Consider the following 13,946-nt stretch of genomic DNA (forward strand, 5'->3'; position numbering starts at 1 on the left):
TGATGTAATTTTTGATCATGTATTTAAAAGATAAGGATATTATGGCGCAACGCGGCGTGGATCGTTCTCATTCCAAATGCACAAGGCCTTCACCAGACTGTCAATCGTCGCTTCCTCGGCGAGGAGGGATACGTGCAGACCGGCTTCCTCTGCCGTCTGGGCGGTCAAAGGTCCGATGCAAGCAATCGTCGATCCTTTTAACAGTTCGGCAGGATCTGCTACGCCCATCCCCTTCAGCGCCTTCAGCAGATTGGTAACGGTAGAGGAACTGGTAAAAGTAACGGCGTGAATGCCGCCATCTTGAAGCAGCTTCAACAGCTCATCATCGTCCTCACCACACAGCACGTTCTCATAGACCACGGCTTCCGTCACGAGCAGACCCATTTCCGTCAGCTTCTCTGGCAGCCACTTGCGTGCCAGATCGCCCCGAGGCAGCAGCACACGCTGACCAGGCTTGAGCTCTGAACCGTAAGCATCGATAATGCCTTCCGCCTGGTACCGCTCCTTAATGACTTCAGCGGCTATGCCGTAATTACCAAGAGCATGGGCTGTTGCTGGACCAACCGCGACGATGCGGGCAGAGGCTAGGGAACGAATATCGCGCCCATTCTCCTTCAAGTGGCGGAAAAAGAATTCGACTCCGTTCACGCTGGTGAAGAATACCCAGTCATACGTACTCAGCTTGTCCAGTGCTTGTTGAACGCCAGCAAGCACTTCGTCCTTCGAAGGCATGACGATGTCGATGACGGGAAATTCATAAGGCTCTCCGCCGAGCTCTTCGATTTGGGATACCAATGCACTGGCCTGGCTTCGGGCCCTCGTGACCAGAATTCGTTTACCGAACAGAGGCAGCCGTTCTGCCCACTTCAGGTGCTCCCGCTGAAGCACCACCTGTCCAACAACGATGACGGCAGGCGGCTGAAAATCCGCTGCCTTGACTCTGTCCTCGATGTCCTCCAGCGTCCCCGTCAGCGTATCTTGCTCCGCTCGGGTTCCCCATCTAATAAGAGCCACCGGGGTTTCTGGCGGCCTGCCATGTTTGATCAGTTGACGACTGATATAGCCGATCTTGGCCACACCCATCATAAAAATCAAAGTCCCCGTTGCATTGGTCACCTTATCCCATTGAATCATCCGGTCCAGCTTTTCGGGACTTTCATGCCCGGTAATGATGGATAAAGATGAAGCATGGTCACGATGCGTCACCGGAATCCCGGCATAAGCCGGAACGCTGATCGCTGAGGTGATCCCCGGTACAATCTCGTACAAGATGCCATTACGGTATAACAGCTCCGCTTCTTCGCCTACTCTACCGAAGATGGTTGGATCGCCGCCCTTTAAACGGACGACCGTCTTGCCTTCCAAAGCATAATCAACCAGCAACTGATTGATCTGCTCCTGCTTCATCGTATGCCGATCGGGGAGCTTGCCTACATAGACCTTCTCCGCTCCGGGCTTCATCCACCGCAGCAGCCGAGGGCTGGCTAATCGGTCGTACACCACGACATCTGCCTTCTCAATGCATTCCTTGCCTTTAATCGTGATCAGGCGTGCATCGCCCGGTCCTGCTCCCACGAGATAAACCTTGCCTGCCATCCCCTCAACCCCTAACTTGTGCCAGTATCTTCTCCGCTCCTTTAGCTTTCAGCTTTGCAGCCACTTCCACTCCGAGCGATTCAGGATCGGTTCCTTCGGCGCTTTCCTTCAATACGATTTCGCCGTCAGGAGAGCCAACCATTCCTGTTAATTGTATAACGTTTTGTGCTCCGCGGGAATCTTCGGCATCCACATTCTTCAGGACAGCGTAAGCCCCGATAGGCACCTGGCATCCTCCGTTCAGCTCGCTCAGAAACTTGCGTTCAGCCGCAACGGTTCGAGCGGTGACATCATCATTATAAAGTGAGAGCAAATGCAGCAGCTCAGCATCGTTCTCGCGGCATTCAATCCCGAGTGCGCCCTGGCCAACGGCAGGCAGGCTAATTTCAACCGGCAAGTACGATGTGATCCGGTCCTCCCAGCCCATGCGCTGAAGACCTGCGGTCGCCAGAATGATGGCCTGAAATTCACCATCCTCCATTTTGCGAATGCGAGAATCGATATTCCCTCGAATCCATTCGATCTGCAGATCCGGCCGATAGGCCTTGAGCTGGCTGGACCGGCGCAGACTGCTTGTCCCCACTTTGGCACCTGTAGGAAGGTCATCCAGCGTTGCCCCTTCTTTGGAGATCAGGCAATCACGAGGATCCTTTCTTGCCGGCACCGCGCCGGACACCAAACCTTCGGGCAGAACAGAGGGCATGTCCTTCATGCTATGAACCGCCATATCAATCTCACCGTCGATCATTGCCTGCTCGATTTCTTTGACAAACAATCCTTTGCCGCCTACCTTGGAAAGCGTAACATCCAGTATGCGGTCCCCCTTGGTGACGATTTTCTTGACGGTGAAGTCATAGTCCAGACCATGCTCCTTGGCTAAACGCTTTAAATCATCGATAACCTGTCCTGTCTGTGTCAGTGCCAGAGCACTTTGTCTACTGCCAACTACGATTGTGCGCATCTTTCATTCCTCCTGATTATTCGCAATCCACTGCTTGATTTTATCCTCACTCCAGGGCGCATAACCTTCGCGGCGGATCTCTCCGAGCATATCCATGCGGTATGCCTTGTGCAGCAGCCGTCTGCGTGCATCAGCAGACTCCACCTCTTCCCTGATTATCGAACGCATCCTATATAAAAAATCCAAATAATCCTCATACTCAGGCCCGAACTGTTCTTCGAGATCGTCGCGTATACCGCGTGCGGCCATCGGCCCAGCTCCTGATGTTGATACAGCCAGTGTAAGCCTCCCTCGCCGCAGCACCGTCGGGTTGATAAACGTCCCAGCCTCGCCGTTGCTGGCTACGTTAACCAACACGCCAAGACGATCGGCGTCCTCCGCTATCTTCAGGTTCAGCATGCTGTCGTCCGTTGCCGCATGAACCATGAACGCGCCTGTCAGATCGTCTGATTGATACTTCCGCTTCGTCCATCGAAGAGCCTTCTCATTGGCCAAACGTTGAAGTTTCTCGCTTCGTAGTATGGGACTTACAATATGTACGCTTGCTCCGGCATTCAGCAGGGTGTCGGCTTTACGTTCCGCCACCTTGCCGCCGCCGACAATCAAGCATAGACGTCCCCTGCAATTCAGCAGGATGGGCACATAATGATCATCATATGCCATCTGCCATCACACTCCTGACCAACTATGGAAAGCGGACCACGTATTGAGAAAGAAATTCAAAATAATGAATCCATACCCGATTAAGGCCCATATGGCTGCTTCCCTGCCTGACCTTCTCCACAGGCGACGTTTGATGAAATAAACCAAATACATCGCAAGAGCCGTCAATGTAGACAGGACTTTGATATCCAAGAACAAGGTCCATCGCCCAGCCATGGCCACCGACATGACGGCCAAAATGAGCGACATGACCAGAATAATCGTTCCAGCCATCAGCGCTTTATAAGAATAAACATCAAGCTTCTCCAGACTCGGCAGCCTGCGGATCGTATCATTCCATTGCTTGTGCTTCAGTTTCCGGTGAAGGAACATATAAATCGCCGCAAACACAGCCCCGACAGTCAAAGCGGCGAAGCTGACACTCGCCAGGGCAATATGAATAAGCAAGAGACGATGTTCCGTCTCCCAGCTATACAATGCATTGTCTCCCGCCGTGAACCATAAACGATTGACCAGCATGACGCTAAACCCGACGAGGTTCATTAAAAGGACGGCAAATTCCGACCGCTTCAAATACGCCAGGGCAATCGAAGTAATCGATATGCAGAACGCCAGCAGGAACAGGAAATCAAACAGCGTAAACACCGGGAAGTGGAAATGTCCGCCTTCCATCGCTCTGATGCTGATTCCGGTGAATTGTAACAGTGCAGTAATAACAAGAAGCCCTGTGCCTATCCGCTTCGCCACCGAATTGCGTGAAACGCAATCCGAGATATAAAACAGAAGGCTCAGGGCATAGATACAAATGCCGGTGATATAAATTAAGTTTAACAGCATGGGTTTGTACTCACCCTCCTCAAAGGGTGGCTGGGGCTAGAGACACCTTAAGCGGTTTCTCTTCTGCCTGCTGATCTACAGCATTCTTCGTCCGTTCAGCTTTAACGGGTGCAGTTGCTTTCTTGTTGCGGCTGCGGGCTTCCTGCTCATTCTCATGGATCAGGCTTTCCAGCGCAAAGATTTGTGAAAAATAATCCAGTGCTTCACCGCCCTGCTTGCCGCCCGTCATTTCCTTAATCCGGTTAATGGGATCATGCATCATCTGGTTAACGATGCTCTTGGTCAAACGACGGATGACTTTTCGCTGGCGTTCATCCAGTTCTGGAAGCTTGTTGAACAAGCTTTCCATCGTTTCTTCATGAATGGTATTCGACTTCTCCTGCAAGGCCCGAATCGCTGGTCTGACACCGAGCGTCTTCAGCCATGTGTGGAATGCATCCATCTCTTCTTGAATCATTACTTCAATCTTCGCTGCTTCCACCCGGCGCATTTCCATATTGGTCTCTACAATGCCTTCCAGATCATCAATATCGTACAAGAACACATTGGAAAGATCCCCAATCGCCGGATCGATATCCCGTGGCACAGCAATATCAATCATGAACAACGGGCGGGCCTGACGTTTCTTCATGCTCTCTTTAACCCGCTCCGCATTCAGAACATATTCATTCGAGCCCGTAGAGCTAATAATAATATCGACTTCATGCAGCAAATTCTTGGCTTCGGCTATGGTGCACGGCGTCCCTTGGAACTTGCGTGCAAGTTCCTCCGCACGGCCAAGCGTACGGTTGGCTACAATTACTTCCGCAGCACCGTTGGCATAAAGATGCTTCACGGTAAGTTCGCTCATCTTGCCTGCGCCGAGAATCATTACTTTTTTGTCGTTAAACGTACCGAAAATCCGTTTACCCAGTTCCACCGCAGCATAGCTGACAGAAACAGCACTCTCTCCGATCGATGTCTCGGAATGAGCACGCTTGCCGAGCGTAACAGCTTGCTTAAACAACATATTAAACCAAGTACCGGTGGCATTCTGCTGCTGCGACGTCAAAAAAGCATTGCGCACCTGTCCCAGGATCTGCGTCTCTCCAATGACCATGGAATCCAAGCCGCAAGTAACCTTAAACAGATGGGAAATCGCTTGTTCGTCTTCATATATATAGAGGTGCTGTGTAAATTCTTCACGATTAATGCCGAACCACTGTTCCATAAAACTGCGGATAAAGTAGCCGCACATATGAAGGCGGTCTACCACAACATAAATCTCAGTACGGTTGCAGGTAGCGACAATGACGCCTTCCAATACGCTCTTGGTCGAATTTAGCTGCTCTAACGCCTTCGGCATGTCTTCTTCCGAGAATGTAAAACGTTCTCTGACTTCCACGGGCGCCGTGCGATAGTTCAACCCAACAACGACGATGTGCATTGCATGTTCACCTGCCTATTTCTCCGAGTAGTTTTGCCGTTCACAACGGACTGTCTTGACCCTGTTCATTATATCACAGTATATTGAGCACCCTTGTCTATTTTATGAAATGTTTATGAAATCCCCATACTTCTTCATTCCATTCATGAAGATTTCTACTGTAGATCGTACCTTACTATTGTGGATATAGAACACCTTAGATATACGTGTTATTTTCTACGAAATCTCTTTTCAGAGAACGACGGACTGGAAATCGACCGTACTTCTCAATCCCCAAAATAAATAACCATGGAAACCTCCATGGTTATCAGTATAGGCATTTTTTTAGAAGGCTGGATTAAACGAGTTCAGCCTGGTTCATCTCAGGCGTTTCCACGGTCATTTCGCCGAGTCCTCGCACGAGTTTCTTAGCATAGCATTTTTCAGGTTTCAAAGCGGATACCAGATAGTCAATAGCCAGTTGCGGATCTACTGTCTCCCCGCAGGTATAACAGTCAATCGCAGCAAAACCTCTCTCAGGGTATGTGTGAATCGAGAGATGGCTTTCCGACAGCAACACCAGCACAGTTGCACCTTGTGGTTCAAATTGCTTGGATTGGACGGACATTACCGTTGCTCCACATGCTTCAGCGGCTTCCACCATCTGAGCTTGCAAAAATTCTGCACTGTTCAATAGTTCAAAATCGACTCCCCAAGTATCAACAGCAACGTGTCTTCCGAAAGTTGAGTATTCCATCTTCCGGTTTCCCCCTTCCTAGGAATAAAATGTTTGAAAATTTCATCCGCTAGGACCTACGTCATTCACTTCCCGAGGGAATAATCTCTCGCAACATTACATGTCCTGAGTGAATCCTGGTTCCTATATTCTTTTCAACGAGATTAAAAATAACATCTATGACGCTTAAATGCAACACCTTTTTCGAAAATAACCCATAAATATTTTACAGCTCAATATATGTGCGAATGAACCACTTGGTGTCATGGATCCGTGAATAAAAAAGGCGCCCTGTTACAGGGCAGCCTCCTTAGGCCTCTAGCACGAATAGGCGTTGATTAAACCGTCGCAGCCGCTCATCTATGGTCTTCGTAATAAGATTATCATTCCCTGCTGCAATCCGTTGGTCCAGAAGCACGTTAATATGATGCTGGATGGATTCGATCTCTTTCTCTGCTTCATTGCTGTTGAAGAGTCGCTGCAGCTCTCCTGCCGTATTCTTGTACTCATAAATGACAATGCTGTCGTTCCCGGTGACTTGCGTAATTCTGTGCACCGTTCCCGCGTGGTAGTCGTAGCTCATCGTAAAGCCGCGATAAATCCGATTCACTTTACCTGATCCCTTAAAAGCCGCAAACAGTTTGCGTACGGCATTTGTCAGATGGGGAGTAACCAATCGGCACGACAGCTCACAGACGTACAAGCCATTCTTGCGTTCAAAGGGCAAATGAACTTCTTCCCCGCTTTCATCTTCGAGCACGAACTCCTGCTCTCCGCTATCCATGACTTTTACCCGGTTAGTAACCCGGAAAGCTTGGGTATACTGCAGAAATTGATCCATTTGAATATCCGTCATTTGCATTGTGGCATTAACATATTCTGTGGCTAACCGCTGAGCCATAAAAATCTCCCTCAATTCTTTTAACTTACTACCATTATACAGCAAATCCAAGCGGTCTTTCCTGCCGTTCGAATGAGAATATCCATCATATTTCATAAAAAAACGGAATTAGCCGGAATCAGAGCGATATTTCCCACAAGATGCTCACTTTCCTGTAAAGAATTCACCGATTCCCTATATTAGCCTTGAAAAAAATATCACGAAATTAACCGGATCAGGCTTGCTCATTGCCTTCCGTTTCCGAATCCAGATATGGCTCTTCCTCTTCATTCATAGTCCCCATATGGGACTCCATGATGGCCCATAACTCATCTTTACCCAGACCGAGCTCGGATGAAAACATGACAAAAGAGTGATAGGGTTTGAAGCCTAGTGTTTCCTTCACGATCTTTACATGCTTCTCACGGCGCGTTTTCGGAATTTTGTCCGCCTTGGTCGCAACCACGCATACCGGCCGGTTATAATGCTGCAGCCATTCATACATGCTGATGTCATCTTTTGAGGGCGGGTGACGCATGTCCACAATCAGTAATACAAGCTTCAGTTCTTCCCGGCTGAGCAAATATCTCTCAATCATTTCGCCAAATGCCGCACGCTGGGTCTTGGATACCTTCGCATAACCATAGCCGGGAAAATCGACCAGATACAGGTCGTCGTTCACCCGATAATAGTTGAGCTGCTGGGTTTTCCCCGGTGTTGCACTGGTTCGGGCCAGGTTCTTACGGGATATCATACGGTTAATCAGTGATGACTTGCCCACATTGGAACGCCCTGCCAGAGCAATTTCCGGCAAGGCGTCTTCAGGATATTGAGCAGGTACGACAGCACTGATGACAAACTCGGCTTTCGTAACTTTCATAATTAGACTTTCCTCTCTAGTGCACTCCCGCTTGTTCAACGAGCGCATGCTCCAGAACCTGATCCATATGGGATACCGGAACGAACTCAACGTCGTTCTTCACGCTGTCAGGTATATCACGCAAGTCACGTTCGTTATCCTTAGGGAGTAATATTTTTTTGTAGCCGGCACGGTGGGCTGCCAGGGATTTCTCTTTCAAGCCACCAATCGGAAGAACACGTCCCCGAAGTGTAATCTCCCCCGTCATGGCCACATCACGGGCTACATGCCGTTTGGTTAAAGATGAGATAAGAGCCGTCGCAATCGTAATGCCGGCTGAAGGGCCGTCCTTCGGAATGGCTCCCTCCGGGATATGGATATGGACATCCAGCTTCTCGTGGAAATCCGGATCAATGCCCAGTTCTACCGCCTTCGAGCGGGTAAAACTGAAGGCGGCTTGAGCCGATTCCTTCATCACATCACCCAGTTTACCCGTCAAGATCAGCTTGCCGGTACCAGGCACCACGGTAACCTCAATGGTCAGCGTCTCGCCGCCCACTTCCGTCCACGCAAGCCCTGTTACCGTACCTACTTGATCTTCAAGCTCGGCCATACCATAGCGAAACTTCGGAATACCGAGATATTCCTTAATATCGTCAGCCTTAATCTCAATGGATTCCGATTGATTAGTCACGATCTGTTTGGCGGCTTTGCGGCATAGGGCAGCCACTTGCTGCTCCAGATTCCGCACCCCAGATTCACGGGTATATTCCCGGATCACCTTCATGAGTGCTTCCTCGTCCAGAATTAACTGCTCTGGCGCAAGACCATGCTCACTCTTCTGCTTGGGCAGCAAATAACGATTGGCAATCTGTAATTTCTCCAGCTCCGTATAGCCTGGAATGTACAGCACTTCCATCCGGTCCAGGAGCGGTCTTGGAATGTTGTGAAGCACATTCGCCGTTGTGACAAACATGACGTTAGACAAATCAAAAGGAATTTCCACGAAATGATCGCTGAACGTATTGTTTTGCTCAGGGTCAAGTACCTCAAGCAGTGCGGAAGACGGGTCCCCGCGGAAGTCGGAGGCCATCTTATCGATTTCATCCAGCAGGAACACAGGATTCATCGAACCCGCTGTTTTCATGCCTTGAATGATACGTCCCGGCATAGCCCCAACATAAGTGCGCCGGTGACCGCGGATTTCCGCCTCGTCTCTTACTCCGCCTAATGAAACACGAACGAATTTGCGTTCCAAAGATCGGGCAATAGAACGGGCCAGCGATGTTTTACCGACCCCTGGAGGACCAACAAGACATAGAATAGGCCCCTTCATCTTCTTCACCAGCTTTTGGACCGCCAGATATTCCAGCACGCGTTCCTTCGGCTTCTCGAGACCGTAATGATCCTCATCCAGCACTTGCTCCGCTTTGACGATGTCCAGATCATCCTCGGTCTTGTTCGTCCATGGCAGCGCCAATAGCCAATCGACATAGTTCCGAATCACACCGCCCTCTGCAGAGCTCGCCGGCATTTTCTCGAGTCGGTCGATTTCCTTCTCTACCTTCTCATGTACGCGCTCCGGCAGCTCAAGCTCCTGAAGCTGACTTCGAAGTTCCTCTACTTCCCCTGCACGGCCTTCCTTGTCGCCCAGCTCTTTCTGGATGGCCTTCATCTGTTCGCGCAAATAGTATTCCTTCTGGGTCTTCTCCATTTGCTTCTTGACCCGCTGGTTGATCTTACGCTCCAGCTCCAGCACTTCACGCTCGTTATTCAGTATATCTAGAAGTTTCTCGAGGCGTTTGCGAACATCAATTGTTTCGAGAATTTCTTGCTTATCCTTGATCTTCAGTGACAAATGACTCGTAATGACGTCAGCCAGTCGGCCCGGCTCATCAATATCGGAAACGGCCGCCAGTGTCTCTGGTGTCACCTTCTTCGACAGATTGATATAATTCTCAAACTGAGACAGTACGGTTCGCATTAATGCGGAAACTTCAGGGTCATGATTCTCTTCTTCGGGAAGCTCCCGAGCGATGACCTCATAGTATTCCTCTTGATCCGTATATTCAATAACTTCCGCCCGTTCCATACCCTCCACTAGCACACGTATGGTACCATTAGGAAGCTTAAGCATCTGGCGTACATTCGCAACTGTGCCAATCCGAAAAATATCATCCTGCGTCGGTTCTTCAATGTTCACTTCCGATTGAGAACATAGGAGAATCAAATTGTCTTCAACCATCGCCTTTTCTAAAGCCTTTACCGATTTCTCCCGGCCTACATCCAAGTGAAGCACCATACTTGGATAGACCAACAGACCTCTCAAAGGCAGTAAAGGAAAACGACGACCTTTGGATTTACTGGGTCCCATCGCTTTCGCACCTCCAATGGCTCTCAATGTTGACACTATTCCTATTTTATCAAATCTGCGTATAAAAAACCAACCAAACGAAGCTTAACATCCTCCGGCGTCCGTTATTTTGCCGTTGCGCGGAGGCGTCGCCTGCAGCAATGAAGCGGATGCGGATGGAAATACCTCGTTTGCAGGGAGCTGTACCACCTCCGGAGCGAACGTTCCACCAAAAATATGGCTGAATACTTCATCCAGCGACTCTACCGGAATTACCCGCAAACCGCCGCTCAAATCCTGAAACAGCGTCTGCCAGTTGTCTTTAGGGATGATGACGCGGGTAGCACCTGCCTGGAATGCCGCCTCCACTTTAGCGATGACCCCGCCTATCGGTTTCACTTTTCCATGAATACTCATCTCGCCAGTCATGGCGACCTTGTTATCGACTTCAATCCCTTTGATGGCTGATACAATTGCTGTTGCCATCGCAATACCGGCGGAAGGACCGTCAATCGGTGTTCCTCCGGGAAAATTGATGTGCAGATCATAGTTTTTAGGTGTAAAGCCCATCGAACCCAGCACGGTTAGTACATTCTCGATCGAGCCTTTGGCCATGCTCTTGCGACGCAGCTTGCGCGAGCCTCCGCCAAATTCCTCTTCATCCACAACCCCGGTGATATTGTAGGTACCCCGGCCCTCTTCGACAGGAACCGCAGATACTTCAATTTCAAGCAGTGCCCCCATATTCGGGCCATATACGGCCAATCCGTTTACTACGCCAATCTGAGGCTTCTCCGGTATTTTCCGGTCGGGCCTTGGCTGAAGCTGGCTGCTGCTGGCTACCCATTCTACATCCGCCGCTCGCAGCGAATCTCGCTTCTCCGTCAAAGCAAGACCGGCAGCCAATTGAATCATATTGACCGCTTCCCGTCCATTGGAACAGTACTGCTTCACAACTTCCACCGCTTCAGGCGCTGCATTCAAACCAATTTTCTGAATGGCATCCTCTGCAATTCTCCCAATTTCTTCAGGCAAAAGCGGACGGAAAAAAATCTCCATGCAGCGCGAGCGAAGTGCAGGAGCAATCTCTTCGGGCGAACGTGTCGTAGCACCCACCAGACGGAAGTCTGCCGGAAGGCCATTTTGAAAAATATCGTGTATATAGGCAGGTGTATTGGCATCCTCCGAATTATAATATGCACTTTCGAGCAGTACCTTGCGGTCCTCCAGCACTTTTAAAAGCTTATTCATCTGGATGGGATGCAATTCCCCGATTTCATCAATAAACAGGATCCCCCCATGGGCCTTGGTCACCGCACCCGGCTTCGGCTGAGGAATGCCTGCAACCCCCATGGCGCCGGCACCTTGATAAATCGGATCATGAACAGACCCGATGAGCGGGTCGGCAATTCCCCGTTCATCGAAACGGGCCGTCGTTGCGTCGATTTCCGTGAATTTTGCGTCATATTTAAACGGCGATTGCGGGTTCTTCTTGGCTTCCTCCATCACGACGCGGGCAGCAGCAGTCTTACCGACCCCCGGGGGTCCGTAAACGATGACATGCTGAGGGTTCGCGCTGCATAGCGCTGCCTTTAAGGCGCGCAAGCCGTCCTTTTGCCCCACGATGTCATCCATCGTTTGCGGCCTTGTTTTCTCAGCGAGCGGTTTCGTTAGCGATATCGACCGGAGTTTGCGGAGTTTATCGAGCTCCTTGCGCGATTCCCGATCCACCGCTGTTTTGCTTGTCTTCTGTCCGCGCAATAAATTCCAAAAATAAATGCCGATGATGACCGCAAAAAACAGCTGCACCAGCATAATTACGATACTTAAATTCACAAGTCATTCCTCCTGTACTCCATTATGTCTTCATCCAAACGTTAATACATGGTAGTATTGCCGATTCCTCGGATGGTAAAACGCGGGAGGGGGAACAAATTGTAAAAGAGGGTGATTTAATCAGGATGCATTAACGAAGTCGTAAAGTATCAAAAAGTGGATGGGAGACGTTGTGAGACGTTGTGATGTGAGACGCTCCGCGTACGTATCGTTCCTCCGATCGCTGTTGTTTCCGAATTTCATGAATGACGAGTACCAATGTAGAAATTCGGAAACAAAGGCGAACGCATCCGCTTCTCCGGAATCGATTCGTCCGCTCCGCTGGTGCGGCGTTTGGCATCCTTCTTAATCGTGGGGGTGGGGAGTGGGTAGTGGGGAGGGCTGAGCTTCATTTATCAGAAGCTCAGTTAGGAGCGATTATACTTGGAACAACAGAAAGCATAATTGCAACTTTATACTAAAAAGCGACCACTTGTCTTGGTTCACACTGCTATACCTTATAAGTTCAAAATACGTTCAATGAAATGTGAGAAACAGACCTTGGACTTCGTTGGACCTATTGCTTCCTTAGAAAACAACAAACAAAACGGCAGTCTCTCCAATCCAGAGACTGCCGTTTTAATATAAGCGGATATATTAATGACTTAGTTATCTAGCTTAGACCGTGGATTTGTGCTTGCGGCCCGGGATTTCACCCGTTTCCTCGTACACCTTCACGATATGATCGATTTCTTTCTTGAGCTCTTCAACCATAGTCTCTTCGGGTACCTTACGGATCATCTCTCCGTATCGGAAGAGCAAACCTTCACCCCGAGCGCCGGCAATACCAATGTCGGCTTCTCTTGCCTCGCCGGGGCCGTTTACGGCACAGCCCAGAACGGAAACCTTAATCGGCACTTTGATCTTCGAGATATATTCCTCCACCTCGTTGGCAATGGAGAACAAATCGATATCCAGACGTCCGCAGGTCGGGCAAGATACTAAGGTTGCCGCATCCGAGATCAGACCGAAGGATTTGAGCAGCTCCCGGCCTACCTTGATCTCTTCCACAGGATCGGCACTCAAGGAAATACGCATCGTGCTGCCGATTCCAAGAGATAACAGTGCGCCAAGTCCGGCAGCACTCTTGACGGTACCCGAGAACAGAGTGCCTGCTTCGGTTATGCCCAGGTGAAGCGGATATGGTATAACTTCCGCCGCCTTGGTGTAAGCCGCAATTGCCATCGGTACATCAGAAGCTTTAAGAGAAACGATGATATCATGGAAATCCAGCTCTTCCAAGATGCCGATATGATACAAGGCGCTTTCCACCATGGCTTCCGGTGTCGGATACCCGTATTTTTCAATGAGATGATTCTCCAAGGAACCGGCGTTAACTCCGATCCGGATCGGAATCCCCTTCTCTTTGCATGCTTTCACGACAGCTTCGACCTTTTCACGCTTACCGATGTTTCCCGGATTAATCCGGACTTTATCGATACCGTTCTCGATCGCCATCAGGGCAAGCTTGTAGTTAAAATGAATATCCGCCACAAGCGGAATATGAATGCGTTTCTTGATTTCCTTAATGGCTGCAGCTGCTTCCTCATTGTTCACCGTAACGCGAACGATCTGACATCCCGCTTCTTCCAGACGGAGTATCTCGGCAACGGTCGCCTCCACATCTGCTGTTTTGGTGGTGCACATGCTTTGAATAATGACTTCGTTCTTTCCCCCAATAGTGAGATTCCCCACCTTGACGGGCCGTGTGTCTTGTCTCAAAAACATGGTACGATCTCTCCCATATAACGCCAAAGCTCCACTCCAATCAACCCGATTGG

11 protein-coding genes are annotated in these 13,946 nt (G+C 49.8%); all 11 read right to left on the bottom strand.

Features of this window, described 5'->3' with window-relative positions; all coding sequences use genetic code 11:
* Positions 1–39: 39 nt before the first annotated feature.
* The 11 genes from cobA to ispG all read right to left on the bottom strand — a co-directional run bounded on the left by cobA (position 40) and on the right by ispG (position 13,893).
* A complete protein-coding gene (gene cobA, locus ACOZB4_RS26840) occupies positions 40–1,596 on the bottom strand; it encodes a uroporphyrinogen-III C-methyltransferase (protein WP_379411163.1) in 1,557 nt (518 codons plus the stop codon).
* A gap of 4 nt (positions 1,597–1,600) precedes the next feature.
* Entirely contained in the window at positions 1,601–2,557 is a 957-nt protein-coding gene (gene hemC, locus ACOZB4_RS26845) for a hydroxymethylbilane synthase (protein WP_076323118.1), read from the bottom strand.
* 3 nt (positions 2,558–2,560) lie between these two features.
* Positions 2,561–3,220, bottom strand: a complete 660-nt coding sequence (locus ACOZB4_RS26850) for a precorrin-2 dehydrogenase/sirohydrochlorin ferrochelatase family protein (protein WP_379411166.1) — start codon at positions 3,218–3,220, stop codon at positions 2,561–2,563.
* Between the two features lie 6 nt (positions 3,221–3,226).
* Positions 3,227–4,057 carry a cytochrome c biogenesis protein CcsA gene (gene ccsA / locus ACOZB4_RS26855; protein WP_076323116.1) on the bottom strand — a complete coding sequence of 277 codons (831 nt, stop codon included), beginning with the start codon at positions 4,055–4,057 and terminating at the stop codon, positions 3,227–3,229.
* A gap of 19 nt (positions 4,058–4,076) precedes the next feature.
* Positions 4,077–5,483 (bottom strand): glutamyl-tRNA reductase, encoded by a 1,407-nt coding sequence (hemA, locus tag ACOZB4_RS26860; protein WP_379411171.1) that lies wholly within the window; start codon positions 5,481–5,483, stop codon positions 4,077–4,079.
* A gap of 337 nt (positions 5,484–5,820) precedes the next feature.
* A complete protein-coding gene (gene speD / locus ACOZB4_RS26865; protein WP_076323114.1) occupies positions 5,821–6,219 on the bottom strand; it encodes an adenosylmethionine decarboxylase in 399 nt (132 codons plus the stop codon).
* A 289-nt stretch (positions 6,220–6,508) separates the two neighbouring features.
* Entirely contained in the window at positions 6,509–7,099 is a 591-nt protein-coding gene (locus ACOZB4_RS26870; RefSeq protein ID WP_076323113.1) for a non-ribosomal peptide synthetase module, read from the bottom strand.
* 214 nt (positions 7,100–7,313) lie between these two features.
* Positions 7,314–7,958, bottom strand: a complete 645-nt coding sequence (gene yihA, locus ACOZB4_RS26875) for a ribosome biogenesis GTP-binding protein YihA/YsxC (RefSeq protein WP_339271559.1) — start codon at positions 7,956–7,958, stop codon at positions 7,314–7,316.
* Between the two features lie 16 nt (positions 7,959–7,974).
* Positions 7,975–10,311 (bottom strand): endopeptidase La, encoded by a 2,337-nt coding sequence (lon, locus tag ACOZB4_RS26880; protein ID WP_076323111.1) that lies wholly within the window; start codon positions 10,309–10,311, stop codon positions 7,975–7,977.
* 84 nt (positions 10,312–10,395) lie between these two features.
* Positions 10,396–12,105 (bottom strand): ATP-dependent protease LonB, encoded by a 1,710-nt coding sequence (gene lonB, locus ACOZB4_RS26885; RefSeq protein ID WP_379411552.1) that lies wholly within the window; start codon positions 12,103–12,105, stop codon positions 10,396–10,398.
* 678 nt (positions 12,106–12,783) lie between these two features.
* Positions 12,784–13,893, bottom strand: a complete 1,110-nt coding sequence (gene ispG / locus ACOZB4_RS26890; protein WP_076323108.1) for a flavodoxin-dependent (E)-4-hydroxy-3-methylbut-2-enyl-diphosphate synthase — start codon at positions 13,891–13,893, stop codon at positions 12,784–12,786.
* Between the last annotated feature and the right edge of the window lie 53 nt (positions 13,894–13,946).

Source organism: Paenibacillus sp. NPDC058898 (genome assembly GCF_049316025.1).
Taxonomy (GTDB): domain Bacteria; phylum Bacillota; class Bacilli; order Paenibacillales; family Paenibacillaceae; genus Paenibacillus_AQ.

Coding starts and splice junctions, on each gene's coding strand:
- cobA (WP_379411163.1), bottom strand. CDS start 1,596: ATGGCAGGCAAGGTTTATCTCGTGGGAGCAGGACCGGGCGATGCACGC.
- hemC (WP_076323118.1), bottom strand. CDS start 2,557: ATGCGCACAATCGTAGTTGGCAGTAGACAAAGTGCTCTGGCACTGACA.
- ACOZB4_RS26850 (WP_379411166.1), bottom strand. CDS start 3,220: ATGGCATATGATGATCATTATGTGCCCATCCTGCTGAATTGCAGGGGA.
- ccsA (WP_076323116.1), bottom strand. CDS start 4,057: ATGCTGTTAAACTTAATTTATATCACCGGCATTTGTATCTATGCCCTG.
- hemA (WP_379411171.1), bottom strand. CDS start 5,483: ATGCACATCGTCGTTGTTGGGTTGAACTATCGCACGGCGCCCGTGGAA.
- speD (WP_076323114.1), bottom strand. CDS start 6,219: ATGGAATACTCAACTTTCGGAAGACACGTTGCTGTTGATACTTGGGGA.
- ACOZB4_RS26870 (WP_076323113.1), bottom strand. CDS start 7,099: ATGGCTCAGCGGTTAGCCACAGAATATGTTAATGCCACAATGCAAATG.
- yihA (WP_339271559.1), bottom strand. CDS start 7,958: ATGAAAGTTACGAAAGCCGAGTTTGTCATCAGTGCTGTCGTACCTGCT.
- lon (WP_076323111.1), bottom strand. CDS start 10,311: ATGGGACCCAGTAAATCCAAAGGTCGTCGTTTTCCTTTACTGCCTTTG.
- lonB (WP_379411552.1), bottom strand. CDS start 12,105: ATGCTGGTGCAGCTGTTTTTTGCGGTCATCATCGGCATTTATTTTTGG.
- ispG (WP_076323108.1), bottom strand. CDS start 13,893: ATGTTTTTGAGACAAGACACACGGCCCGTCAAGGTGGGGAATCTCACT.